The sequence below is a fragment of the Ferviditalea candida genome, assembly GCF_035282765.1.
Taxonomy (GTDB): domain Bacteria; phylum Bacillota; class Bacilli; order Paenibacillales; family KCTC-25726; genus Ferviditalea; species Ferviditalea candida.
This window is the reverse complement of record NZ_JAYJLD010000017.1, coordinates 1-25863: the sequence shown is the minus strand read 5'-3', so window position 1 is coordinate 25863 and position 25863 is coordinate 1. Positions and strand designations below refer to the sequence as shown.

Annotated in this window: 26 protein-coding genes and 1 pseudogene; 19 read left to right on the top strand and 8 right to left on the bottom strand. The window is 50.2% G+C overall.

Annotation, left to right across the window (positions count from 1 at the left end; all coding sequences use genetic code 11):
- Window positions 1–7: 7 nt before the first annotated feature.
- On the top strand, window positions 8–571 hold the full coding sequence (locus tag VF724_RS12315; protein ID WP_371754549.1) for a peroxiredoxin family protein: 564 nt from the start codon (window positions 8–10) through the stop codon (window positions 569–571).
- Between the two features lie 105 nt (window positions 572–676).
- On the opposite strand, the gene VF724_RS12310 is transcribed toward VF724_RS12315, so the two are convergent.
- Together VF724_RS12310 and yhbH are read right to left on the bottom strand one after the other, a co-directional pair.
- Window positions 677–2113 carry a SpoVR family protein gene (locus tag VF724_RS12310; protein WP_371754548.1) on the bottom strand — a complete coding sequence of 479 codons (1437 nt, stop codon included), beginning with the start codon at window positions 2111–2113 and terminating at the stop codon, window positions 677–679.
- A 3-nt stretch (window positions 2114–2116) separates the two neighbouring features.
- A complete protein-coding gene (yhbH, locus tag VF724_RS12305; RefSeq protein WP_371754547.1) occupies window positions 2117–3262 on the bottom strand; it encodes a sporulation protein YhbH in 1146 nt (381 codons plus the stop codon).
- Between the two features lie 395 nt (window positions 3263–3657).
- Between yhbH and VF724_RS12300 the strand changes: the two genes are divergently transcribed.
- A complete protein-coding gene (locus VF724_RS12300; RefSeq protein WP_371754546.1) occupies window positions 3658–5058 on the top strand; it encodes a hypothetical protein in 1401 nt (466 codons plus the stop codon).
- A 189-nt stretch (window positions 5059–5247) separates the two neighbouring features.
- Window positions 5248–5619: a DUF423 domain-containing protein gene (locus VF724_RS12295; protein WP_371754599.1), complete on the top strand. Its 372-nt coding sequence runs from the start codon at window positions 5248–5250 to the stop codon at window positions 5617–5619.
- A 103-nt stretch (window positions 5620–5722) separates the two neighbouring features.
- Here the strand turns inward: VF724_RS12295 and VF724_RS12290 are convergent, their stop codons facing one another.
- Complete coding sequence (locus tag VF724_RS12290) at window positions 5723–5992, bottom strand: hypothetical protein (protein WP_371754545.1); 270 nt, start codon at window positions 5990–5992, stop codon at window positions 5723–5725.
- 164 nt (window positions 5993–6156) lie between these two features.
- On the opposite strand from VF724_RS12290, the gene VF724_RS12285 reads away from it, so the two are divergent.
- Window positions 6157–6510, top strand: a complete 354-nt coding sequence (locus VF724_RS12285; RefSeq protein WP_371754544.1) for an ArsR/SmtB family transcription factor — start codon at window positions 6157–6159, stop codon at window positions 6508–6510.
- 122 nt (window positions 6511–6632) lie between these two features.
- On the opposite strand, the gene VF724_RS12280 is transcribed toward VF724_RS12285, so the two are convergent.
- On the bottom strand, window positions 6633–7151 hold the full coding sequence (locus VF724_RS12280) for a hypothetical protein (protein ID WP_371754543.1): 519 nt from the start codon (window positions 7149–7151) through the stop codon (window positions 6633–6635).
- 152 nt (window positions 7152–7303) lie between these two features.
- Here VF724_RS12280 and VF724_RS12275 point away from each other — a divergent pair, with 152 nt between their 5' ends.
- The gene (locus VF724_RS12275; protein WP_371754542.1) at window positions 7304–7606 is read left to right on the top strand and encodes a YunC family protein; all 303 of its coding nucleotides are present in this window, start codon (window positions 7304–7306) and stop codon (window positions 7604–7606) included.
- 12 nt (window positions 7607–7618) lie between these two features.
- Here VF724_RS12275 and mtnA read toward each other — a convergent pair whose 3' ends face one another.
- Window positions 7619–8779: an S-methyl-5-thioribose-1-phosphate isomerase gene (mtnA, locus tag VF724_RS12270; RefSeq protein ID WP_371754541.1), complete on the bottom strand. Its 1161-nt coding sequence runs from the start codon at window positions 8777–8779 to the stop codon at window positions 7619–7621.
- Window positions 8776–9999 (bottom strand): S-methyl-5-thioribose kinase, encoded by a 1224-nt coding sequence (mtnK, locus tag VF724_RS12265; RefSeq protein WP_371754540.1) that lies wholly within the window; start codon window positions 9997–9999, stop codon window positions 8776–8778. Before mtnK ends, mtnA begins: the two co-directional genes overlap by 4 nt.
- Before the next feature lie 239 nt (window positions 10000–10238).
- On the opposite strand from mtnK, the gene sufC reads away from it, so the two are divergent.
- The 5 genes from sufC to sufB are packed head-to-tail and all read left to right on the top strand — an operon-like array spanning window position 10239 to window position 15451.
- On the top strand, window positions 10239–11072 hold the full coding sequence (gene sufC / locus VF724_RS12260) for a Fe-S cluster assembly ATPase SufC (RefSeq protein WP_371754539.1): 834 nt from the start codon (window positions 10239–10241) through the stop codon (window positions 11070–11072).
- 27 nt (window positions 11073–11099) lie between these two features.
- The gene (sufD, locus tag VF724_RS12255) at window positions 11100–12407 is read left to right on the top strand and encodes a Fe-S cluster assembly protein SufD (RefSeq protein WP_371754538.1); all 1308 of its coding nucleotides are present in this window, start codon (window positions 11100–11102) and stop codon (window positions 12405–12407) included.
- Window positions 12404–13630 (top strand): cysteine desulfurase, encoded by a 1227-nt coding sequence (locus tag VF724_RS12250; protein ID WP_371754537.1) that lies wholly within the window; start codon window positions 12404–12406, stop codon window positions 13628–13630. Before sufD ends, VF724_RS12250 begins: the two co-directional genes overlap by 4 nt.
- The gene (gene sufU / locus VF724_RS12245) at window positions 13617–14039 is read left to right on the top strand and encodes a Fe-S cluster assembly sulfur transfer protein SufU (protein WP_371754536.1); all 423 of its coding nucleotides are present in this window, start codon (window positions 13617–13619) and stop codon (window positions 14037–14039) included. Before VF724_RS12250 ends, sufU begins: the two co-directional genes overlap by 14 nt.
- 14 nt (window positions 14040–14053) lie before the next feature.
- A complete protein-coding gene (gene sufB, locus VF724_RS12240; protein ID WP_371754535.1) occupies window positions 14054–15451 on the top strand; it encodes a Fe-S cluster assembly protein SufB in 1398 nt (465 codons plus the stop codon).
- Window positions 15452–15512: 61 nt separating this feature from the next.
- Here the strand turns inward: sufB and VF724_RS12235 are convergent, their stop codons facing one another.
- Both VF724_RS12235 and VF724_RS12230 read right to left on the bottom strand, forming a co-directional pair.
- Window positions 15513–15866, bottom strand: a complete 354-nt coding sequence (locus tag VF724_RS12235) for a DUF4190 domain-containing protein (protein WP_371754534.1) — start codon at window positions 15864–15866, stop codon at window positions 15513–15515.
- A 49-nt stretch (window positions 15867–15915) separates the two neighbouring features.
- Window positions 15916–16965 carry an HD-GYP domain-containing protein gene (locus tag VF724_RS12230; protein ID WP_371754533.1) on the bottom strand — a complete coding sequence of 350 codons (1050 nt, stop codon included), beginning with the start codon at window positions 16963–16965 and terminating at the stop codon, window positions 15916–15918.
- A 246-nt stretch (window positions 16966–17211) separates the two neighbouring features.
- Here VF724_RS12230 and VF724_RS12225 point away from each other — a divergent pair, with 246 nt between their 5' ends.
- The 9 genes and pseudogenes from VF724_RS12225 to VF724_RS12185 form a co-directional block, all read left to right on the top strand.
- The gene (locus VF724_RS12225; protein ID WP_371754532.1) at window positions 17212–18639 is read left to right on the top strand and encodes a bifunctional metallophosphatase/5'-nucleotidase; all 1428 of its coding nucleotides are present in this window, start codon (window positions 17212–17214) and stop codon (window positions 18637–18639) included.
- 135 nt (window positions 18640–18774) lie between these two features.
- A complete protein-coding gene (locus VF724_RS12220; RefSeq protein ID WP_371754531.1) occupies window positions 18775–19593 on the top strand; it encodes an undecaprenyl-diphosphate phosphatase in 819 nt (272 codons plus the stop codon).
- Window positions 19594–19764: 171 nt separating this feature from the next.
- Window positions 19765–20862 (top strand): HD-GYP domain-containing protein, encoded by a 1098-nt coding sequence (locus VF724_RS12215; protein ID WP_371754530.1) that lies wholly within the window; start codon window positions 19765–19767, stop codon window positions 20860–20862.
- Between the two features lie 217 nt (window positions 20863–21079).
- Window positions 21080–22237: a radical SAM/CxCxxxxC motif protein YfkAB gene (gene yfkAB / locus VF724_RS12210; protein WP_371754529.1), complete on the top strand. Its 1158-nt coding sequence runs from the start codon at window positions 21080–21082 to the stop codon at window positions 22235–22237.
- A 52-nt stretch (window positions 22238–22289) separates the two neighbouring features.
- Entirely contained in the window at window positions 22290–23642 is a 1353-nt protein-coding gene (locus VF724_RS12205) for a hemolysin family protein (RefSeq protein WP_371754528.1), read from the top strand.
- A 39-nt stretch (window positions 23643–23681) separates the two neighbouring features.
- On the top strand, window positions 23682–24707 hold the full coding sequence (gene ytvI / locus VF724_RS12200; protein ID WP_371754527.1) for a sporulation integral membrane protein YtvI: 1026 nt from the start codon (window positions 23682–23684) through the stop codon (window positions 24705–24707).
- 145 nt (window positions 24708–24852) lie between these two features.
- Entirely contained in the window at window positions 24853–25092 is a 240-nt protein-coding gene (locus VF724_RS12195) for a spore coat associated protein CotJA (protein ID WP_371754598.1), read from the top strand.
- Window positions 25093–25112: 20 nt separating this feature from the next.
- Window positions 25113–25376, top strand: a complete 264-nt coding sequence (locus VF724_RS12190) for a spore coat protein CotJB (RefSeq protein WP_371754526.1) — start codon at window positions 25113–25115, stop codon at window positions 25374–25376.
- Window positions 25377–25398: 22 nt separating this feature from the next.
- Window positions 25399–25773, top strand: a pseudogene (locus VF724_RS12185) (manganese catalase family protein); the annotation flags it as partial.
- Between the last annotated feature and the right edge of the window lie 90 nt (window positions 25774–25863).

Sequence of the window (25863 nt, the reverse complement as noted above, 5' to 3'; positions counted from 1 at the left end):
AATACGCGTGAAAAAGAATAAAATGATGAATGCGGTCGCGATTGTCTTTTTGCTCGGCCTGGTCCTTTGGGGAGTCTACGATTATGCGCAAAAAGGCAAGGATCAGGCGGCAGGCGACTCGGTTTTGCAGAACAAGGAAGTCGGTCTGAATGCTGGAAATATCGCGCCGAATTTCAAATTATCCAAGCTCGACGGAGAAGCCGTGAGCCTTTCCGATCTGAAAGGAAAAAAAGTGATTTTGAATTTCTGGGCCACCTGGTGTCCACCCTGCCAGATGGAAATGCCGCACATGGAAAAAATTTATAAGGAGTATGAAAAACAGGGGGTAGTCGTGCTCGGAGTCAATTTGACGTTCACGGAACAAGATCCCGCCAAGGTGCCCGTCTTCGTCCAGGATTACGGCTTGTCCTTCCCGATCGCGCTCGATAAGAAAGGCGAGGTGTCCGATCTGTACGCGGTTGTCGGCTACCCGACAACCTACATCATCGATTCCCGGGGCGTTATCAGCAAACGCTACCAGGGCGCCATCAATTATGATATTATGCGTAGCGCTCTGGCGGGAATCCAATAATTCCGCAGTCGCTTTCCGGGTGAAATTGCATAAACCGCCTCATCTCATCGCAAGTTTGAGATTGAAGGCGGTTTGTATATTGGACGCCTGAAATTGTATTTTTCTTCAAAGAAATTTTCGGGAATGCTGCTTGCCGTCAAAGGCAAACACGACAGGTTTGCCTTCGATCACCGTCTCCAGATGCACTGTTTTTCCCCACAGTTGCTGCACGTAAGGCAAGCTTCTTTCGAGATATTTCAGATCCAACTCGACTCCCTCGTAAGCGTGCCGGATATACAGCTCCCCGTTGTGCAGGTAATCGCCATCCTCCACAAGCAGATAGGGGAAGCCTCCGTTGACCCTGGAGTAAACCAATTCGTCTCTGACGTTCTCCCACGATTTGTCCGTGATCTTCCATTCCGCGCCCTGCTTCTGAAAAACATAGAGATCGAGCTCCTCCATCAGCTGTTTGTTCAAGTAGTTGCGAAGGAAGGACGTATCCAGTTCAAACTCGCGGACTTCAAAGATCTTGGCGCGCCCCTCCCCCGGCTTGCGGTGAAATCGCGTCATCTCTTCTTCCGTCGGGTTATCCCAGCGTTTTTCGATGTCCTCATAAATCTTCAGCCCCAGATAATAAGGATTCAGGCTGTATTGCGACGGCTGCACGACGGAGGCGTTCAACTTGGCGAATTCGATGGTCTCCTCGGGTGTGAGATCCATCTCCCTGAGAATCCGGATGTGCCAGTAGGAAGCCCAGCCTTCGTTCATGATTTTCGTCTCCATCTGCGGCCAGAAATAAAGCATTTCGTCACGCAGCACGGTCATGATATCGCGCTGCCAGTCCTTGAGCTTGCGGGAATGCTCCTGAATGAACCACATCAGATCCTTTTGCGGTTCAGGTGGGAATCGGTGCCGTTCCGGTTCATTTATTGCCTTTTCCGCCGGTTTGTCGAGCACCCACAGATCGTCATAATCCGTCACACGCATGGGCGTATTCTTGCCGGTCCCCTGTCTTGTGTTCTGCTCCACCTCAAGATCGTCCAGGTGCCGTGTGAATGTTTTGACGAGGCTGGGATCGATGTGCTCTTGAATGGCCAGGGCGGCATCGATGAACCGTTCGACCTCCAATCTTCCGTATTTCATTTCATATTCGCGAATGCGCTCGGCGGACGCAGCCATGCTCTCCACCATATTCCGGTTGGTGTTCATGAATCGCGCGTTATTTTTGAAAAAATCGTTGTGAGCCAGCACATGCGCGACAATCAGCTTGTTCTGGATCAGCGAGTTGCCGTCCAGCAGAAAGGCATAGCAGGGATCCGAATTGATGACTAGCTCATAAATCTTGCTGAGTCCAAGGTCATACTGGGTTTTCATCCGGTGGAACGCCTTGCCGAAGCTCCAATGGCTGAAGCGGGTCGGCATACCGTATGCGCCGAAGGTATAAATGATATCGGCCGGACAGATTTCGAAGCGCATCGGGTAAAAATCCAATCCGAATCCGCTGGCAATTTCCTTAATCTCGTCGATGGAACACTCCAGTTCTTTGATCTCATCCCGACTCATGCGTCATCCCACCTTTTCCTTGCCGAAGAAGCTTTTCAGCGCTTTATAGACTTCCTTTTTCTCGTGGATAATGCTGTGATAAAACTGCGGATGCGTAATATGCCGGTAAGCGGACATCAGCGTGCTGGTCCGGTTGTATTGGTTGACTTCCCCATAGCCGAACATATTGCAGCGCTGCAGAAGCTGATCGATCAGGCGGACGCATCGCTCGTTGTCCGAGGTCAGGTTGTCTCCGTCGGAGAAGTGGAAGGGGTAGATGTTGTAATTGTTCGGAGGATAGCGATGGTCGATGATTTCCAATGCTTTTTGGTAGGCCGACGAGCAGATGGTTCCTCCGCTTTCCCCCTTGTGGAAAAATTCCTCCTCCGTTACTTCCTTGGCTTCGGTATGATGGGCGATGAAAAGAATTTCCACCTGATCGTATTTTTTTCGCAAAAACCGGGTCATCCAAAAGAAAAAGCTGCGGGCAATGTATTTTTCGAAGGCGCCCATCGATCCTGAGGTATCCATCATGGCAATAATCAAGGCGTTCGAATGGGGCAGGACGATTTCCTCCCAGGTTTTGAAGCGAAGATCATCGGGGGTGATTCCCTCGATTTCCGGATGGCCATCCCTCGCGTTGCGCTTTAAATTCTCCAGAATCGTCCGTTTTTTGTCGATATTGGACATGATGCCCTTTTTGCGGATATCGTTGAAGCGGATATCCTTGGACTCCATCTGCTGTTTGTCTTTTTCCTGAAGATTGGGCAGTTCCAATTCCTCAAACAGCATCGATTCCAATTCCTCCAGACTGATTTCCGTTTCATAATAGTCGACTCCGGCTTGATCTCCGGCCCCGCCATCCTGTCCTTTAGCCCCTTCCTCCGCATCCGTTCCCAGCACGTCGCCGACTTGGCTGTCCCCATCACCCTGGCCTACATGCTTGCTTTTTTGAAAATTGTATCTGAAACGGTATTCGTCCAAACTGCGGATGGGGATCTTGACGATGTGTTTGCCGCTTGACATGATAATGTTTTCCTCGGAAATCAGGTCCGGCAGGTTCTGCTTGACGGCTTCGCGCACTTTTTCCTGATGCCGGCTTTGGTCCTGGTAACCTTTGCGATGCAAAGACCAATCATCTTTCGAAACGATAAACAACGGTTCGCTCAATGCTGCTCCCTCCCTGCTTGCAGTTTGATTTAAGCACACTATTATATATTCAGTTATTAATAGATTATGTGGAGCGGACAACAAATGTACGCAGAAACTGTCTATACCTTGAAAATTCACTCCCTCTAAAAATGAATTCCACTGAAAGCGGGCCTGAATTAACTTTCTGAAAATGAAGGAAAACGTTAAAGCGCCGGTATTTTTCATTTTCAGAAACAGCAGAAGCAGCCCGCTTTCAGTATAAATATGAATTCTTCAAGGACGACAGCTAAATTTTTTAAAAAGCCTTGTATTCGTCTGTACATCCAATTTAAAATAGAATGGTGAATTCATTTCTTTTTTTGGTATATGGTATACAAAATAAAATCGCGGCGATCTTGGAGGAAGGGGTCTTTATGGTCAAGTATCTGTTTGTCGCTTCTATTGCCGTTTATATTTTCTCGAATTTCTTTCAGAGCACAGCGATCGCCTATCTGGTTGCGATAATGGCCATTTTGAGCGTTTCCGCGACTATCTTTCGGGTACAGCGTTTTGTCATGGTTTTGGGTCTCGTTTTTTTGGGATTGGGCGTTTGGATGCTGGTTCACGGAGGTGCGCAGGTTCAGCAATATATTCTTTCATTCGGAAAGATGCTGGATCTGCTCACCCTGTTTGCTTTGGTGCCGATTTTTGCGCTGCCGATCCGGCTTGGAAATTACGCATTGTCCGTGCAGGAGGTCATCCGCAAAAAAATCAAAAAATCGGGCCAATTGTATTGGATCACATCGGGTTTGTCGTTTTTATTGAGCAGCTTCATGAACGTGGCGACGCTGCCCATGATGTATTATTCCATCAAAAGCTCGGTGGATTTGTTCCCGATCAAGGACAAAGTGCGTTTTATGTCCCGGTCGATCACCCGCGGCTTTTGCATGCCCTTGCTGTGGGCGCCGGTCACTCCCATTGTGGGGATTGTGGTTGAAATGACCAAGGTAAACTGGGGCTCGATGCTGCGGATTATGTTTCCGTTAAGTGTGCTGGGGCTCCTGCTCGATTGGTTGACAGGCATGCTTGTGGCGCGTCGGGAAAGTAAAAGAAGATCCTCCGGGACTGCGCATGAATCACCGGAAGCGGTTCAGGAACTGGCATCCGCTCAAGAGGCCTTTCCGGCAAAGCGGCAGGGAAGGCTTATCCATATTCTGGCTGCGATTGTGATCATCAATGTGCTGATTTGGGCCAGCGATCTGATATTTAATATGGGCTTTTTGCTGACCGTTTCCCTGCTCGTGATTCCGATTTCTTTAGCGTGGTCGTTGTTTTTGGGGGCGGGCAAGCTGTTCTTTGGGGGCTTGAAGACCCATCTCGACACGCATATAGCCAAAATGAAAGACCAGTTTTACATTTTTTTATGCGCGGGATTTTTTCTGTCGGCGATTCAGGTATCCGGATTTGAGGATCAGATCAATACAGCCATTCTGCACATTAAAGACATAATCGGACATTATTTGTTTATCGTCTTAGTCCCGATAATTCCGTTCGTACTCGCTTTTTCGGGCATTCATCCGGCTGTGGCGCTGGCATTGGTTGCGCAAGCGCTCGATCCGAAGATTTTAATGATCAATCCGGAGATCTTGACCGTCGCGATGCTGGGCGGGGCGGTGCCGGCTTTTTTGATGGGGCCGTATAACGCGACGCTCGGGATCATGTCGAATATCGTCAATCAAAGCAATTTTCGTCTTTCTTATTGGAATGCTCCGTTTACGGCGCTGTATTTGCTGCTGATCATGCTGACGTTGATCGTGCTGCAGTTGATTCTGTAATAGGATGAAGCGGGACGGGCGGGCGGATTATGTGCTAAAATAAAAACATAGGTCATGGAATACGAGTCTGTCCCGGAAATGATCAGCGTTTGCTTACGATGTGCGTCTCCTTCGGAGACTACACTTAGGGATAAATTCGGACAGACTCATTTGCTAATTTATGGATAAAGGAGTGTATCGGAGGCAATGCTGAAACTGTTTGTCGCGCTCGGAAGCATCAACATGCTGCTGTCGGTCGCTTTAGGCGCATTCGGGGCGCATGGCTTGAAGTCGAAAATTTCATCGGAAATGCTGTCGGTCTACCAGACCGGAGTCCATTATCACGTGATTCATGCGCTGGGACTGATATTTATCGGAATACTGTCTGAAAAGCTGGCCGGTACGTCTTTGGCGGGGTGGGCCGGTTGGCTGATGTTTGCCGGCATCGTGCTTTTCTCCGGCAGCCTTTATGCGCTGAGCACCAGCGGTGTGAAGGCACTGGGAGCGATCACGCCATTGGGGGGAGTCGCATTCATTGTTTCCTGGCTTCTTCTGGCTATCGCCGCCTGGAAATCCTTATAGCAGCTTGCTGGATAAATGATCGGCTATGCCAAAAAGAGAATCGGGGAAAACTCCCGATTCTCTTTTTGGCAGCTGCTTTGGACGAAGTGAATCGATCCCGTCTTTACCAGAAGAAGGGGTAACCGAATCCGCCGCCGAATCCTCCAAACCCGCCAAACCCGGGATTGGCGTATAATCCAATCGCCAGAAGATCATAAAGCACCAACGGAGTGAACGCTTGCGTTTGAGCGGACTCTCCTTCGCCGTTTAGAACAAGCCTGTTTCCTTTCAATTCCTGAAGCGTGCCGGTCACGACGGAGCCGTCTTTTTTGACCGCATATATTTTTTTCCCCACCAACTGTCTGATTTCATTACGATTTGGGAACTGATGCATGCTTTACCCTCCTTTCCCCAGTAAACGGACATAATGTATAGTATTCATGCGCCTGTGAATCGAATGGACAAATCACCATGGCAAAGCACCTGATTTTAATTCCGTGACGTATCCGGTGAAAGCATGTATACTTAAACTGAATACGGATTAAGGATGAATGGTGTATGGAAGAACTTCAACAATTTAAAGCCGATTTCTTCAAAGCTCTGGCTCATCCGCTGCGCATCAGAATATTGGAATTGCTGGCGGAGGGAGACAAGAACGTAAACGAGCTTCAAGCTTTGCTGGGCTCTGAAGGTTCCGCGGTTTCCCAGCAGCTGGCGGTTCTGAGAAATCAGAATGTCGTGTACGGCACCAAAGACGGCAATAAGGTCAAATATTCACTGCGCGATCCGATGGTTATAGAACTGCTGGCTATTGCCAGAGAAATCTTCAATAATCATCTGATCAATGCGATATCGATGCTGGACCGCTTGAAGGATGACGGCGACGGAGCGGAAAAAATTCCAAACCAATAACGGCCAATTCAACAAATACCGACAAAAGATAAACCGAAGCAATGGCAAAGGGCCGGCTCAAGTGTCTTTATTCCAAAACACTTGAGCCGGCCCCATGTTCAATCTGCAGGGATGCCTGCGACTTAATTGCCGATAATATCGTCGATTTCGTTCAATTTGAAAAGATACGTTTGCTTTTCATCAACATGATAGACGGATATATTGTTTGTCGCGGCGTCGAAATTCAGGATTCTGCATGGAATGCTCAATCGAATCCCCTGGCCTTTTACCACGAATAATCTGACAAGGGTGCCCTGCTCCTTATAATATTGAATTTGAACCGAGATGTCGTTGGTATCGGCGTTATTCTTATTCGGTCCGGCTGCGTTTGGGGGAGAGTTTGTTTTTAATTTGCCCGGGATCAGAGGATCGATTTTCTTGATCATTTGCGCCTGCTGTTTCGTTTGTTCCAGCTGTTTGCCGATCTCAATGCCCGTTACAATCCGATAATCCGCAATCTCGGCGGCATTTAGCGCATGGAGCAGCTTTTCGAGTGCCAGACCGTTGGTATTGGCTTGAATCATGATTTCCGTCGTGAAGATGAAACTGCTGCTTGTCTCCGCTTCAGCATTCATATTTTTCTTGATCGGGTTGCGGCTCATGTATGGTAACCCCACTGATGTTTTTGATTAATAATATAGCATGTTTATACGAGGAAATGAAGAAGGCTTTGCTTCGAAAAGAGCTCTCCGCCATACACCCGCCTGTGCGGGCCGACATATAATGAAGCGAATCCGAAAGGAGATGATTGGAGATGATTTATATGCAGCCGCTTCGGATCGGAGAACACACATTCATCGGAGTGGAAGTGAAACTTCCGAAAACAACGCTGATCTCCGTTTCCAACGATAAAGGTTACATTATGTGCGGGGCGCTGGATGTGGATTTATTAAACCGGAAATTAAAAGACCGGCGAATTGTCGCCGGGCGTGCGGTAGGCGTCAGATCGATTGACGATCTTCTTGAAGCTCCCTTGGAATCCGTCACCGAGGAAGCCGAGCAGTACGGCATTCACAAGGGAATGATTGGAAGGGATGCCTTGTTGAAAATGGTTTGACCGAAATGGCGTTCAGTCTTCAAACAGCTTCGGAAGATTTTCCGCATAGGGGGGACGAACGACCCCCTTTTCCGTGATGATGGCGGTCACGTATTCATGCGGAGTTACATCAAAGGCGGGGTTATACACCTTAATGCCGCGAGGCGCCGTTCTTTTGCCGAAGCCCTCGGTAATTTCAAGCTCATCCCGCTCTTCGATCGGAATTTCCTGTCCGCTGGACATGCTTAAATCGACGGTGGAAAGAGGACAAGCGACATAAAACGGAATCCCGTGGGCTTTGGCCAATACAGCCACGCTGTAGGTTCCGATTTTGTTGGCGACATCCCCATTGGCCGCCACCCGGTCCGTTCCAACGATTACGGCTTGAACCCAGCCTTTGGACATCACCATGCCGGCCATATTGTCGCAAATCAGGGTGACGTCAACGCCGGCCTGCTGCAGCTCGAATGCCGTCAAGCGGGCACCCTGCAGCACGGGGCGGGTTTCGTCGGCGAATACCTTCAGATCCATGCCCCGTTCTTTGGCAAGATACAAGGGAGCCAGCGCGGTGCCGTATTTCGCCGTAGCCAGTCCGCCGGCATTGCAGTGGGTCAGCACGCCCATGCCGTCTTCGAGCAAAGCAAGCGCATGTTCACCGATTCGCCTGTTGGTTTCCTCGTCTTCCGATTGAATTTGCAAGGCCTCGTCGAGCAGAGCAAGCTTGACGGCTTCAAGGTCCGGCACCGCCTGTCCGCCGAGCCCGCCGTTCGTTTTCCCGCCGGCGCTTTCCCCCGTATGAATCTCCATTTCACGGAGCAGCCGCTCCGCGCGTTTCTTCATTCTGTCCAGAGCCCAAAATAAATTCACGGCAGTAGGGCGGGAAGTGGCCAAATAATCAGCCTGCCGCAGAAGCTCCTGCCGAAATTGGTCCGGTCCGCCCGTTTCAGCAACCGGAGGGAAGCTTCGCATCGCCAGGTACAGTCCGAACGCGGCGGCAATGCCGATGGCGGGGGCGCCGCGTACTTTCAGGCGGCGGATCGCCTCCCACACCTCCTCAGAGGTGGTTAAATCGAGATAAACAATTTCCTCCGGCAGTTGTCTTTGATCCAGCAACTCCAGATGGTCGCCGGCCCAACGGAGCGACTGCAGCCAATCGTCCTGCGGGTTTCCAATTTGCGTTGGATTGGAAGTCATGACTGATTTTCATCTCCGCTCACTTGTTTTACAATGCTCACAATCTCGTTGACCGATTCGACTTTCCGGTGGCGGAGGATCAGCGACCTTCCGATGGCAAGCGTCATACGCTGCGCTTTTTCCCGAGCCAGGGGATCCTCGATCTTGTCCAGATCGGCGGCGTGTGCCAGGCCGATGACCCTGCGGATCATTTTGGCGCCGGTGAAGCCGACCGTATCCTGGAGCAAACGCTGCATATAGTTATCCCGATAACCTGGCGTCGACGCCATGCGGTCGACCAAGTGACGGTCCCACAAATCCGCAAATTCCGCGGCAAACCGCTCCCAGATTTGCGTGACCGTTTGCAGCAGGTATTCCCGATAGTCGCGTCTATCCTGATCGTTGCGGCTCCAGCCTTCCTGGGCGGCATAATTCAGCAGCAGATTGGCGAACACCGCGCCGATGTCAAAGCCCATCGGGCCGTAGAAAGCGAATTCCGGGTCAATGACCTTGGTCGACGTTTCCGTAACGAAGATGCTGCCGGTGTGGAGGTCGCCGTGCAGCAGCGCCTGGGCATGGGTAAGGAAGCGTTCCCGCAGCAGGGCAACCTCCAATTGCAGCGGCATGTCCTTCCAGATCTGCTCCACAGCATTGCGTATCGCGGGTTCGAAATTATTCGTCTCCGCATCGGTATAGGGATGATCAAAAATAAGGTCCTCGGTGATTTTGCAAAGCTCCGGATTGATGAACTGCTTCACCCTGAGCTTTTTTTCCTGCTGGTTCAAACCGAGATCGGAAGTGAAGAAAAGGGTGTTTGCCAAAAAACGGGCGATATGTCCGGCAAAAAGCGGGAATTTGTCGCGCCGCATCAACGCTTTGCGCATGATTTCGTGGTCGCTGAGATCCTCCATGACCGTCAGGGCAAGCTCGGGAACGTACGTATACACTTGGGGAGCATGTTCCCGGCACAGCCTGCCCTGAAGCTGCAGCGCTTCGCTTTCAATTCTTGCGCGGTCCAGCGTCAGCGGCCACGATTCGCCGACGATCTTGGCATAAGGCAGCGCCTGCTTCAAAATGACCCCTTGACCGGTCGTTCGGTCTTGAATATGAAACACCAGATTCAGGTTGCCGTCGCCAATCTCCCTGCAGACCAGATCTGCGGCCGGGGAAAAGAGAGCCGACAGTTTTTTCGCGTGTTCAATCGCTTCCGCTTCGCTCAGCGGATGGTAATTTTCCGACATGCCTGCACCCTCCTGATAACGATGACTGCACTACATAAACCCAAGTATAAATCAAAAAAAGCAAATATGAAAATACCCGAAGACATCGAACTTTTTAAACAAAAATATATAATAAATAGAAAAACATCTTTATTGATTTTGTAAGATGAGGTATAGTAAAATTACAAATGAGAATCACTGAGAATCAGTTAAGATTGTTTATAAAAAAATGATGCTTTTAGAGCTGGAGGGAATCTTTAATGAGCAATTCACTTAGATTTGTTATAAAAGGTTTGAAGGCTTCCGTTGAAAACAAGGAAATCCTGAAAGGGATCGATTTGGAGATGAACGGCGGCGAAGTTCATGCGGTCATGGGCCCGAACGGAACGGGAAAAAGCACGCTCGCATCTTCGCTGATGGGTCATCCTAAATATACAGTGACCGAGGGGACAGCCGTTCTTGACGGAAACGATCTTCTGGAGATGGAGGTCGACGAACGATCCCGCGCAGGCTTGTTTTTGGCCATGCAGTATCCCAGCGAAATCGCCGGCGTGACCAACTCCGATTTTCTTCGCAGCGCGCTCAATGCGCGACGGGAAGAAGGCAATGAAATTTCGCTGATCAAGTTCATCCGCCAGATGGAAAAGAAAATGAAGGAACTGGAAATTGATCCGCAGTTCATGCACCGTTATCTGAATGAAGGATTTTCCGGTGGTGAAAAGAAGCGCAATGAGATTCTGCAAATGATGATGCTGGAGCCGCGCATTGTCATTCTGGACGAGATCGACTCCGGTTTGGACATCGATGCGCTCAAGATTGTGGCCGCGGGCGTCAATTCCCTGCGAAGCGAAGATCGCGCCTTTCTGATTATAACTCACTATCAGAGATTGTTAAACTATATCAAGCCTGACTTTGTGCATGTCATGATGCAGGGCCGCATCGTCAAGTCCGGTGGTTCGGAGCTGGCGGAAAGACTGGAAGCGGAAGGCTACGATTGGGTCAAGGAAGAACTCGGCATCGTTGACGAGACAGTCGGCCAAAGCGAAGAAGATGAATTCAAGGTGCCGATGAACACGATAGCTCCGAAATATTAATCCGAACCGGTCAAGGAGGAAATAATCATGTCCACACAAACAATTCTTCCGGTTGACCGCCACTTCGTATCCGCTTTGTCCGACAGGAAAAAGGAGCCTTCGTGGATGGCTTCGCTTCGGCTGGAAGCATTGGAATTGGCGGGTTCGCTGGAATTGCCCAAGCTCGAAAAAACAAGAATCGACCGTTGGAATCTTCATTCCTTCGGACAATATACGGAAAGCCCGCAATTGCGGGAGCTCTCCGAGCTTCCGGAGACAGCGCAGAATTTGCTGCAATCTGGAGAGCAGACAGACAACTTGCTCGTTCAGCGCAACTCTGATGTGGTATTTCATCGCATTTCTGCTGAACTGGCGGAGCAGGGTGTGATTTTCACGGATCTGGAAGAAGCTCTGCAGCAGCATTCGGATTTGCTTCAGCGCTATTTCATGAGTGCGGTGAAGATGGATGAGAATCGTTTGACGGCGCTGCATGCCGCATTATGGAATGGTGGCGTGTTCCTCTATGTTCCGAAGAACGTCAGGATGGAAGTGCCGCTACAGGCCCTGTTCGTTTCCGACAATGCCAAGGCGTCCTTTTGCCCGCATGTAATGATCATCGCCGAGGATAACAGCTTTGTCACTTATGTGGATAATTACGTATCCGTCGGCGATTCCGAAGGGCTTGTGCACAGCGGCGTCGTTGAAATTTTTGCCAAGCAGGGAGCGCACGTTCAATTCGCTTCGGTGCACAATCTGAGGAGTTCCGTAACCGATTTGACTTACCGCAGAGGCATTCTGGATAACGACGCAAGAATCGATTGGGTAATCGGCGAATTGAACGGCGGAGACTGCCTGTCCGATACGACCTCGGTTCTGAAGGGCAACGGCTCCCGGTCGAACGCGAAAGTGATCTGCGTGGGAACCGGCAGCCAGAAGCTGAACGTCACGACAAAGGCCGTGCACTTCGGCAAAAATTCGGACAGCGACATGATCACCCGAGCGGTCATGAGAGAAGAAGCAACCGCCATTATTAACGGAATTACGAAAATTGAGAAGGGCGCAACCTATGCCAACGGACAGCAGACGGAGAAGATTCTGATGCTCAGTCCCCAAGCCCGCGGAGACGCGAACCCGATGCTGTTGATCGACGAGGATGAAGTCAAGGCCGGCCATGCCGCCAGTGTCGGTAAAGTCGATCCGGAGCAGGTGTATTATATGATGTCCCGGGGTATCGACAGGGAACAAGCGACTCGGCTGATTATATACGGATTTTTGGCGCCGATCGTGTCGGAAATTCCGATCGGCAAGCTGGAGGAACAGCTCAAGCAGCTGGTGGAAAGGAAGTTGGGGCAATGAATACCTTGCAGATCCGCGAAATGTTCCCCATCCTTCATCAGGAAATAAACGGCCATCCGCTTGTCTACTTGGACAATGCGGCTACGGCGCAAAAACCGCTTCAGGTCATTGAGGCGGTCAAGCGCTATTATGAGCATGACAACGCCAATGTGCACCGCGGCGTCCATACGCTGGGTTCCCGGGCGACCGACGTTTATGAAGGGGCGCGGGATAAAGTGGCCCGGTTCCTTCATGCCAGATCGACCGAGGAGGTCGTGTTTGTCCGCGGCACGACGACGGCGATCAACATCGTCGCCGCCAGCTACGGCAGGGCCGTCTGCCAAGAAGGCGACGAGATTGTGATTACCCCGATGGAGCATCACAGCAATTTGATTCCTTGGCAGCAGGTCGCCAAGGCGACAGGGGCCACGCTGAAATACATTCCGCTTCAGGAAGACGGAACGATCAGCCTTGAGGATGCCGAACAGACCATAACGGACAGAACCAAAATCGTGGCGCTCACCTATGTTTCCAATGTCCTGGGCGTGATTAATCCGGTTCGCGATATTGCCCGGATCGCCCATCGCCATGGGGCGAAAATTCTGGTTGACGGCGCCCAAAGCACGCCGCACATGAAAGTTGATGTGCAGGATTTGGATTGCGACTTCTACGCATTCTCCGGACATAAAATGTGTGGGCCGACCGGAATTGGGGTATTGTATGGAAAGAAGCAGCTGCTGGAGCAGATGGAACCGATCGAATTCGGCGGGGAAATGATCGATCATGTCGACTTGTACGACTCGACATGGAAGGAACTGCCCTGGAAATTCGAAGGCGGCACGCCGATCATCGCCGGCGCCGTCGGGTTGGGTGCGGCAATCGACTTTTTACAGGAAATCGGTCTCGATGAAATCGAGCGGCACGAGAAGAAGCTGACGGCTTATGCCATGGACCGGCTGTCCGCGATCGGCGATTTGCAGATTTACGGTCCGCGCCATGAACGTTCGGGACTGATCACCTTCAATCTGGGGGATATTCATCCGCATGATGTAGCAACGGTATTGGATGCCGAGGGTGTTGCCATCCGGGCGGGCCATCACTGCTGCCAGCCGCTGATGAGACGTTTGAATGCCAGCGCGACGGCGCGAGCAAGCTTCTATCTGTATAATACCGAAGAAGAAGTGGATCGGCTTGTGGATAGCCTCATCAAAACAAAGGAGTACTTTGGTTATGCAATTGGATGATTTATACCGTAGAGTCATTATGGATCACTATAAAACTCCCCGCAACCGGGGGAAATTCGAGGACGGCGCGGTATCGGTGGAACTGAACAATCCGACCTGCGGCGACAAAATCACTCTGCAGATGAGAGTCGAGGACGGAATCGTTCAAGAGGCGAGGTTTATTGGGGAAGGCTGCTCGATCAGCATGGCTTCGGCCTCGATGATGACGGACGCCGTCAAAGGCAAAACGGTCGAAGATGCGATGGGCATGGCCGAGGACTTTTCCAAGCTGATGCAGGGCGAGCCCGTGGAATTTGAATATGAAGATATTGAAGCCTTGTCCGGCGTCAGCAAGTTTCCTGCGCGCATCAAATGCGCCACCTTGGCTTGGAAAGCGATGCAGAAAGGTCTGGAAGCAGCGAAAAATTAAAGGAGGTTATGGCGATGGCTAAAAAAATGCCCGAACTGGAAGCCTATAAATATGGGTTCAGAGACGAGCATAAGGCGATTTTTCAATCAGGAAAGGGCCTGTCGAGGGAAATTGTCGAGGAAATTTCCAGAATGAAAGGCGAGCCGCAGTGGATGCTGGATTTTCGCCTGAAATCGCTCGACCAGTTCATGAAGATGTCTCTCCCGCGATGGGGCGGCAATCTTGACGAACTGGACTTTAACGATATCCAGTATTATGTGAAGCCTTCGGAAGGACAGGGCAAGACTTGGGAAGAGGTCCCGGAGGAGATCAAAGCTACGTTCGACAAGCTGGGGATTCCCGAAGCGGAGCAGAAGTTTTTGGCCGGTGTGTCCGCGCAATATGAATCGGAGGTCGTATATCACAGCATTCAGAAGGATCTGGAGGATCAAGGCGTTATCTTTACGGATACGGACACGGCGTTGAAGGAGCATCCGGAGATCTTCAAGCAATATTTCGGCACGGTGGTGCCGCCTGCGGACAATAAATTTGCGGCATTGAACAGCGCCGTCTGGTCGGGCGGAAGCTTCATCTACGTCCCGAAGGGCGTCAAGTGTGAAATTCCGCTGCAGGCGTATTTCCGGATCAACTCGGAAAACATGGGGCAGTTCGAGCGTACGCTGATCATCGTCGATGAAGGCGCATTTGTCCATTATGTCGAAGGATGCACCGCGCCGGTTTACAGCACAAACTCGCTGCACAGCGCGGTGGTTGAAATCATCGTGAAGAAAAACGGCCGCGCGCGGTATACGACAATCCAGAACTGGGCGCCGAATATCTTTAATCTTGTCACGAAGCGTGCGGTTGCCGAGGAAAACGCCACAATGGAATGGGTTGACGGCAACATCGGCTCCAAATTGACGATGAAATATCCTGCGGTTGTGCTGAAGGGAAGAGGCGCCAAAGGGATGGTGCTTTCGATTGCCGTCGCCGGCAAGGGTCAGCATCAGGATGCCGGAGCGAAGATGATTCACCTCGCGCCGGACACAACCTCGACCATCGTCTCCAAATCGATCAGCAAGCACGGCGGCAAGGTGACCTACCGCGGTTTGACGTCTTTTGGCCGCAAAGCCACAGGCGCGAAAGCTAACGTACAATGCGACACGCTGATTATGGATAATCAATCCACATCGGATACGATTCCGTTCAACGAAATCATGAACGACAACATTACGCTGGAGCATGAGGCGACGGTGTCCAAAGTATCTGAGGAGCAGCTTTTCTATCTGATGAGCCGCGGCTTGTCCGAGGCGGAGGCCACGCAAATGATCGTCATGGGCTTTATCGAGCCGTTCACCAAGGAGCTGCCGATGGAATATGCGGTGGAAATGAACCGCCTGATCAAGTTCGAGATGGAAGGGTCGATCGGTTAAGCGGTTTTCTAGAAAAAATCAACCCTCTTGGCGATAAAGGTGCCGGAGAATCCGATAAGCTTTACAAGGATAGAGTGAAAGTCGGATCGTTCAAAAGAATGGCAACAACTGTCAGAACCCAAATCATCATGACCAATATTGAAAAAAGACTGAGCACCAATCCGGGGTATCCCTGCTTTTCTCTGCGGATGGAAACCCATCCGAAGATGAGACCGAGCAGGCTTAGAATGGCACCCACGGGGGATGTCAGCAGCATTGCGTTTAAAATGCAAGAAATCAAGCCCAATACAAAGGAAGCTGTTGCCAAGGAGGAGGGGGAACGGCTTTCTTTCTGATTGGGCCATTGTGTGTTTAAAGAATCGGTGGAATCTAAGGATTCCGCCGCTCCCTGGAAGCTCTGTTGAAAGTCCGTCAATTGCCTCAGCTCCCAAAAGCTTGATATACAAATTAGGATACCGTATTTTTCATAAAAAAATCATTTCAATATCAATTTGCGGGCTATCGGCCAAATCGATGAATTTATCTTCTACTTGAACGAGCGGCCTGAAAAAATCGCTCGGATTCGTAAAAACAATCTTTCCGATCTCCCCCGTTGACAGGGATACGCTTTTGCCGAGGAAATTGGGAATCATGTTTCTGATGAAGGTTTGCACGATAAAGGGGTCCAGCTCGGAAAAACTCAAGCGGTGCAATTCTTTCAGCACGACCAACAAATCCCTTTTTTGCTGGTACACCCGCGACGAAATCATGGCGCTGTATACATCGGCGACGGCAACGATTTTGGAAACGGGGTGCATTTGATCCCCGCGGATTCCATGGGGATAGCCGCTTCCGTTTAATCTTTCATGATGCTGAAGAGCGGCCAACGAAAGCGCGGAAGCCCCCATTGAATTTTCAATAATGTCCCGGCCGATAAGCGTGTGCTGTTTGATCGATTCGTATTCCTCGGGAGTCAGCTTGGATGGTTTATTCAATATGGCTGAGTCGATCCTGCTTTTTCCGATATCGTGCAGATATCCGGCTTTCCCGGTAAAAAGCGATTCCTCTCTGGATTTTCCGAGCCATTTGGCAAGATAATAGGAGATCATGCCGACCTGCACGCTGTGATGAAAGGTATAGTCGTCTTTTCCATTTAAGGACAGCAGAAGCTGAACGACATCGGTTTCCTGATTGAAGCTTTCCACGAGCGGATCGAAATTCTCATGGATTTGTTCGGCATCGAATTTCCCAGTACGCACGACCTGTTCGAACAGATCCTTTGCACCATCGACAGCCAGGTCAAAAAAGGGTTGGATTTTTCTCGCGCTTTCCTCCGCTTTGGAAACCATGGCCAAACTGCTGTCATCGCTTAGACGGCGGTGGATTTCAACATAGTCGATCCGGTGGTTGAACAGCTTGTTGATGTCCTGCGCATCCAGCATTTTGCCATTGGACAGCACATGAAGACCGCTGTCGTTGAAAACGTTGGACGCAAGCCGATCGCCGATTTGCAGATCGTATATATGTACTCTCATGGATTCCCCCCCATATTTCCCGGTGTCGACAGAAAAAATCATAAATTTACAAATTTATAATAGCAAAAATAAGGAAGCCGGACAATCCACAATTTACAATTGATTTTCCGCTTTGCGGATGGGCGGCGAATGGAAAATTCAATGGGATTTATTCCGTTTGAAAAGTATATTATGATAAGGTTAAATCTACGAATGATTCGCTGATTCGCAGGCTTTTCATCTCAATCCAATGCGAGGGTATTCTCTATGCGACAAAGATTGGTTATCCTGCATACGAACGATATTCACAGTTTTTTTGAGCAAATGCCGAAGATTTTCACAGCGCTCCATACGATCCGGCAGCGCTGCAAGCCCCAAGAGGTGTTGACGATCGATTGCGGCGATCATATGGACCGAATGAGAATGGAAACTGAAGGAAGCGACGGCTTGGCCAATGTGGAGATCATGAATGCCACCGGCTATGAATTTGCCGTGCTGGGCAATAATGAAGGCTTGACCTATACCCCCGAGGTATTAAGACAATGCTACGAAGCACATGCCCGATTTAAGGTCATCGGCAGCAATATGGCGCTGGCCGAAACGGGAGAGCCGCCATCCTGGATGGTGCCTTACCAAATTGTTTGCAAGGGGTCGATAAAAGTCGGCCTGATCGGGGTAACAGCCGATTATACCGACTTTTATTCCCGGCTGGGCTGGGACGTTTCCGATCCGTTCGAGACGGTTGCCGATCTCGTAAAGCAGCTGCGCGGGCAGGTACATCTGCTTGTGGTGATTTCCCATCTCGGCTTGGGCAATGACAAACGGATGGCTGAGGAGATTCCCGGGATCGATTGCATTCTGGGGGGACACACCCATCATCTGCTGGAAGAACCGCTTCGGATCGGTTCCACTGCAATTTGTGCCGCAGGCAAATTCGGGGAATATGTGGGCTGGGTGGAATGGGAATATGAATTTGACACCGCCAGGTTGACTTTCGGAGACGGCGGATGTGTTGCCGTTAATTCCTATGAAGACGATGCCCGTATTGTTCAGATCGTGGAGCATTTTCATGCATTGGGCAAGACCACACTTAACGAACCGATTGTTGTATTGGATAAATCGCTGTCCAATGGTTGGGACAGAGAATCGGAATTGGGGAATTTGCTGGCTGAGGGACTTAAAGTTTGGACCGACGCCGAAGTGGGCATCGTCAACGCCGGACAAATTTTGGCTCATTTGGATTCGGGAATCATTACCCGGGAGAAGCTGCTGGAGATTTGTCCTTCCCCGATCAATCCTTGCAGCTTGTGGCTGAGCGGCGATCAGATTTGGGCGGCTTTGGAAGAATCGTTGATCCCGGAGTTTATCGGCAAGCCGATCCGGGGATTCGGTTTTCGCGGAAAAGTGCTGGGAACTTTATGCTTGGACGGGATCACGGTTGAATACGATTCGGCCGCCCCGGCTTATCAGAAAATAAGGAGCGTGCTTATTAATCGGCAGCCGATCGACCGCAGCCGGGAATACCGCGTCGGCACCATCGACATGTTTACTTTTGGCGTAGGATATTCTACCTTGGGTAAAGGAAGGGATACGGATTATGTGCTGCCGGAATTTATCCGCGATGTGCTGCGCGGGCAGCTGTTGGATGCGGAGGCGATCGGCCGAAGCAGCATGCAGCGGTGGATGAAAACTTAAGCGGCGTTATTCAAACATTTATCACTAAAAATTGTTTACCGTACGTTTGTTGCAATTAGCGGCATGTTTAACATAGAATGAATAAGAAAAGCTGTATTTCTATATATGGAAAAAAGTATGGGAGCGGATGGATGCATGCATGATATTTGGATCGCCGTAATTATCGGAATCATCGAAGGACTTACCGAATTTTTGCCGGTCTCTTCTACAGGACACATGATTCTTGCCGGGCATATGATCGGTTTCCAAGGGGAAAAGGCGGATACCTTTGAAATTGTCATTCAGCTCGGGGCCATTCTGGCAGTGGTGGTGCTGTACTGGAACAGAGTTCTTCGCTTGTTCGGCCTCATGCCGAAGCAACAAAGCAAGGGGAATGGACCGCGGATGAATCTGCTTCATATCCTCATCGCCATTACACCAGCGCTGGCAATCGGTTTTCTGCTGCGTCATTTTATCAAGGAAGTGCTGTTTTCTCCGCAAACGGTTCTGATTGGTTTGGTGCTGGGCGGTATTTTTATGATCATTGCGGAGAAGAAGCACCCACGGTTTACGGCTGATGATATGGATCAGCTTACATACAAGCAGGCTCTATTTATTGGGATATCGCAAATCCTGTCTTTGTGGCCGGGTTTTTCACGCTCGGGGGCGACCATTGCCGGAGGCATGCTCGCTGGGGCCAGCAGGGCCGCTTCAGCGGACTTTACGTTCCTGATCGCCATTCCGGTGATGATTGCGGCAACCGGCTATGAGCTGTTGAAGAGCTTTCATTCGCTCACATCGGGAGATCTTGTCTTTTTTGCGGTAGGCTTTGTAGTTTCGTTCATCGTTGCGTTGTTGGCGGTCATGTCGTTTATCAAGCTGGTGCAAAAGCTGAGTCTGACGTATTTTTCCTATTATCGTTTTGTGCTGGCGGGAATCGTGCTGCTGTATATGATTTTTGTCGGATTTGATTGAGCCGATAAAGAATGCTTTTCGTTCGATAGAAGTTTTTCTTACCGTCACGGGCATTTCCGGGCGGTTTTTTGGTTGCTCTTTTTGGCATTTTGCATTACAGTAAATGCATGAATACATCTTCAACAAGTTTCGACAATTACGCTGGTTGGATGCTGGGATCGGGGGGAAATTATGCGTTTGGTTTCTGTCGCGGCTTGTCGGCCCGGTATGAAGCTTGGGAAAAGTATTTACAATGAGGACGGCCGTACTCTATTAAGCGAAAATGCGGAGTTGACCGAAAAAATTCTGGAACGCCTGAACACCTACGGTATCAAATATATATATATTCAAGATTCGAGAACGGACGATATTGTGATTGAAGATATCCTCTCGGATGAAACCCGGGCAATGGCAATGGGGCTCATACGCAGCACGTTTCGCCAGCTGATGGGGGTTTCGGGAAAACGCAAATTGGCCGGCGCTCTGCATCTTGAAAAAACGTTCAGTCAGCTCTTGAATGCGGTGATCGATGATTTGAGCAATCATAAAGAAGCGATGATCATGCTGATGAACATGAATGCCAGCGACTATTACCTTTACCAGCATTCACTGAATGTTTGCGTCTATTCGACACTTCTGGGCATGGCCAACGGATACGGACGCGATGAAATTCAGGCTCTCAGCCTGGGCGCCCTGCTTCATGATATCGGGAAAACACAGATCAATCAGAAAGTCTTGAACAAACCGGGGAAATTAACCGATGCTGAATATAAGGAAGTTCAGCGGCATGCGGAACTGGGTTACTACATGCTGAAGGATGAACCGAATATTCCTCTGATTTCCGCCCACTGCGCTTATCAGCACCATGAACGGCTGGATGGGAGCGGCTATCCGCGGGGGATTCAGGGCGGTGAGATTCATGAATATGCCAAATTGATCGGTCTGGTGGACGTGTTCGACGCCATGACGTCTCATCGCGTTTATCGCCCGGCCATGCTCCCCCATCAGGCGATCGAATCGATATACACCGGCAGCGGGACGCTGTATTCCAAGGAATTGATCGAATTGTTCCGCGACAAAATCGCTTTCTATCCTTTGGGTCTTTCCGTCAGGCTTAGTACGGGAGAACAAGGGGTCGTCGTCGACATCAATTCTTCGTTTCCGCAACGCCCCGTCGTCCGTATACTGCAGGATGCCGAAGGAACGGATTTGACGGTTCCTCACGAAATCGACCTGTCCAAGAAGCTCTCCGTCATGATCACCGATGTGGATGTGTTGAGCTCCAATTGATTTGCCGGTGGTTTGCTGACAATTTCCGTAAATACCAGCCGCTATCATGATGCCGCAAAGACGAACGGATTGGAAGATCATCCGGCGCTGGAGCGGTTATTCCTTTTATCTGGGCTCTCATGCCATTTCACATGTTCATTTTTTATCAGTCATTTCATTTTTGGCGGGTATCAGTTACAATTAGTAGCGTCAAATCTTACAGAATTGGTGGACAGAAATGATGAATAAACAATCTGCTGAGCAACGGGCAGCGTATCCTCGCTCAGTTACTTTTTCGCCGGAGATCGGGCCGCAGAACGATCCTTGGGATCCGATACACTCCCTGAAACAGAACGGCAAACATCTGCTGACCAGCGTCGAATTGACGGTGACGAATCTTTGCAATATGAGGTGCGAGCACTGTGCGGTCGGCGAGACTTTAAGCCTTACTGAAGGAGCAAGGGTACCTTTGGCGGACGTGCTGCGGCGTCTGGATGAAGTCGAGCATCTGCAAACCGTCAGCATTACGGGCGGGGAACCGACTTTTTCGGAAACAACGGTAAATGAATATATTGTTCCTGTTTTGAAATATGCCAGGGCAAGGGGCGTCCGGTCCCAGCTCAACTCCAATGTGACGATGGATCGTTCCCGTTATGAGCCGATTCTGCCTTACCTGGATGTACTGCACGTCTCCTTCAATTATTTGAATGCCGATGACTTTCGAGCCATCGGCTTTGCCAAGGCAGGCCGAGATATCGCCGAGGACACCGCGCGGAAAGTATATGAACGCATGGTGGAAAACATCCGCTCCATTGCGGCAAGCGGAATGTTTGTGTCAGCCGAATCGATGATCAATTATCGAACGGCCGGCAAGCTCGCGGACATTCACGAAATGATTGTCGAAATGGGATGCCTCAGACATGAAGTGCATCCGATGTATGCGAGTTCCTTTGCAGCCGATCTGCCTGTGCTGCCAATCGATCGGATTCGCGGGGAAATCCACCGTTTGCTTGACCGTCGAAACCGGGATGTGTGGATGCTGTTCGGCACCCTCCCTTTTTATCAATGCAGTGACTTGATTGAGGATCGGGAGCTGCTGGATCGTTTGCGGAAGGAACCGAACGTGACGGTAAGGAACGATCCTGACGGCAGAAACCGGCTGAATGTAAATTTGTTCACAGGGGATGTATTTGTCACCGATTTTGCCAGCGTCCCCCCTCTGGGCAGCATTCATGAGCATCGTTTGGATGAGGTGTTTCAGCGGTGGCTGGATCACCCGCTTTGCCGCAGTGTCAACTGCCATTGTCCTGAAGCCGCATGCTGCGGTCCGAATCTGCTTGTGGCCGACATGTATTATCCGGAGGTTGATTTCAAAAGCAGAAAAACGTTATTCTAGAAGGACAAGGCATTCTCATTGAATCCATTTTTCAGCGGAAGGAAATTTTTAAGTGGATCATGCGGAGTTCAGTGCAGCGGATATTTTGTTCAATTTATTGCTAGTATTTCTTCTTGTTTTTCTCAACGGTTTTTTTGTCGCAGCTGAATTTGCACTGGTGAAAATCCGGCAGTCGCGGCTGACCCAACTGGTCAATGAGGGAAGCAAGCGGGCCCAATTTGCTGCGAGCATTACACAGAAGCTGGATACCTATCTTTCCGCATCCCAATTTGGGATCACCTTGTCGTCGCTCGGACTCGGTTGGGTAGGGGAGCCGGCGGTTTCCCATATGATCGTGGAACCGTTGTTTTCCTGGGGCGGCTTGGGCGGCAGCGTGTTTGTCCAACCGCTTTCATTTGCAATCGCGTTTGCGGTCATCACTTTCCTGCATATTGTGCTGGGAGAGCTTGCTCCGAAATCTTTGGCCATTCAAAAATCGGAATCGGTTGCTTTGTTTTTGGCCGGCCCGCTCATTCTTTTCTACAAAATTTTCTTTCCGGCGATCTGGCTGCTGAATGCCGCTGCCAACCGAATGCTGCGGATTATCGGGATTCAGTTGTCTCCCGAGCAGGATGTGCATACGCAGGAAGAGCTCCGGATCCTGGTGAACCAGAGCGCCAAGGGAGGGAAAATCAACCAGGACGAGATGGTTTTGTTTGACAATATCTTTGAATTTTCCGATCGTTTGGCGAGGGAGGTCATGCTTCCCCGAACGGATATGGACTGTTTGTTTGCGGAGCTTTCGTTTGCGGAAAATTTGCGGCTTGTCTATCAATCCAAGCATACCCGCTATCCTGTTGCGGTGGAGAACAAGGATAATATCATCGGGTTTGTCCATATCACCGATCTTCTGACCGCGGATCCGGACGAGGAGCATGAGCTTCGCGATTTTGTCCGGCCGGTTCTGGCCGTACCCGAATCGATGGAAATCAGCCATGTGTTGAAATTGATGCAGAAGCGGCATTCCCAGTTGGCTATCGTGGTTGACGAATACGGCGGAACGGCGGGGATGGTGACGACGGAAGATATTCTGGAAGAGATTGTCGGCGAAATTCATGACGAATTTGAGGATGTTCGGCCCAGTCTGGAAATGAACGGCCGGATCGCTTCGGTTGACGGACGGATGCTGATCGAAGAAATGAATGAACAGTTCAATCTGGACATTGACGATGAGGAAGTTGATTCGATCGGAGGCTGGCTGTTCAAGCAACTGGAAGGTTCCCCCGCGGTGGGGGACAAGGTGCAGGAAGGCGGCATGGTCTTTGAAGTGGCGGAAATCGACCGTCTGCGAATCGTTCGCGTGCTAGTTTATGAACAGGAAAAAAAAGCGGAGCCGGAACAGCCGGAGCCGGAACACAATTGTTAAGGAATGGGGTGACAGCATCTGTCCGCTAAAACGCTCATCTTGATCGCGTTGGGCTTGGGATTCCTATACGGATTATTTACCATCGGTTTTCCGTTTTTGATGGCGATCATCATCGCGATTTTTTTGGAGCCCCTTGTTCAGCTGTTGATGAAATACGGGAGAATGAGAAGAATTGCTTCGGCGACGCTCATTTGCTCTCTTTTCACGCTGGGGATCGCGGCTCTCATTTATTTGCTGGGTCTGAAGCTGGTTTCCGAGCTGATCCTGTTTTTGTTGAAGCTGCCCAAGTATTTGGACCAAGCCAACGCATTTTTCCAAGAGACGCTGCAAAAAACACAGCTTTTTTACCAAAACCTCCCTGCAGATATCGCCAATCAGATTCAGAAAGGCACCGAAACCGCTCTGTCGGCACTGATCAATGCGCTGAACAGCTTGCTTGGAAGCGTGTCGGGAGCATTTTTCGATTTGGCCAAGACGATTCCGAATTTGTTCATTCTCTTGATAGTGTTTATCACAGCCCTGTATTTGTTCAGCTTTAGTTTGCCCAGCTTGAAGGGGACTTTCCTGACGATGTTCGAGACCAAGTCGCAGGGCAAAGTGGAGGAAGTTCTGCTGAATTTGCGAAAAGCGATTTTCGGGTTTATCCGGGCTCAGCTGCTGATCAGCGCTTTGACCTATGTGGTTGCGCTGCTGGGGCTGATGATATTGAAAGTGGATTTTGCGGTTGCCATCGCTTTTCTCATTATCATCGTGGATATCTTGCCGATTCTCGGCACCGGCTCCGTCCTGATTCCTTGGGCTGCCTACCAATTCGTCAAAGGCGACAGTTATCTTGCTGTCGGTCTGCTGATCATGTACTTGGTCATTATCGTTTTTCGCCGGCTGGTGGAGCCGAAAATTCTGGGCGATGCCGTCGGCATCAGCCCCTTGTCGGCGCTGATCAGCTTGTATGTCGGATTCAAGCTGGTCGGTGTTGTCGGGCTGTTCCTGGGACCGATTGTAATCATCATTTATCAGGCGATGCAGAAGGTCGGACTGTTAAATATCAAGATCAAGCTTGAATAATCGTTGCTCCGTCTCATCCAAAGGACGCCGTCCAGGCGTTTTTTTGTTTTTTGGGCGGTAGCCCATAACCGGTAATGGGCATCTGTCATATCCTGTGAAGGGAGAGAAATTTATTTCAGCACTGTTTAAGGAGGATGTTGCGGTGATGAATCAGCCCTTCCAACCTTTCCAACAAGTAAAGGTGTATTATCCGTTTGTCGGTCCTTTTGATCCCTGTCCGCCGATAAAGGAAAAAACGTATATGACTCCGCCGAATTTGTACATGATGTTCCAGCCTCCGAATTTGCCCCAGTTTTCCCCGTTCGACGCGCTGAAGCACGGAACCTTGTGGCCGGCACTTGTCAGTCCCTATAGCGGTAAGAACGCAAAAATCGGAAAGAAATAAGCGGAGGTGCCTTTGACAGCATGCATAAGAAATTGGATGAACATTATTACCGGCTGCTGCATGAGCTTCAGGCTGCGGATTTCGTCTGTCACGAATTGAATTTGTATCTGGATACGCATCCCTTTGATGGCGTGGCAATTGAGCAATTCAATCAATGCGCGCAGTTCAGCAAACAGCTTGCACATCAGTATGAAATGAAGTACGGCCCCCTTATGCATTCGGGCCACTCCCCTTCCCGTTGTCCGTGGGAATGGGTCGAATCGCCGTGGCCGTGGCAGGTCTAGACGGATTGGAGGAAAAAGGTTCATGTGGATTTATGAAAAAAAACTGCAATATCCCGTGCGCGTCAGCAAATGCGATCCCAGGATGGCAAAGTATCTGATCGAACAGTACGGGGGAGCGGACGGTGAGTTAGCCGCAGCGCTGCGGTATTTGAATCAGAGGTATACGATTCCGGATAAAGTGATCGGGCTTTTGACGGATATCGGAACAGAGGAATTCGCCCATCTTGAAATGATTGCCACGATGGTGTATAAGCTGACCAAGGACGCATCCGTCGAGCAGTTGAAGGAAGCGGGTTTGGGCGAACATTATGCCAATCATGACAGGGCTCTGTTCTATCACAATGCGGGGGGCGTTCCGTGGACAGCGGCTTACATTCAAGCCAAGGGCGATCCGATTATATATTAAGGCATATAAAATTCAAGATCTCCAAACTACGCTTGCTTGATCATTCTCAACAATGATATGGTCGATAAGTAAGCGTATTGC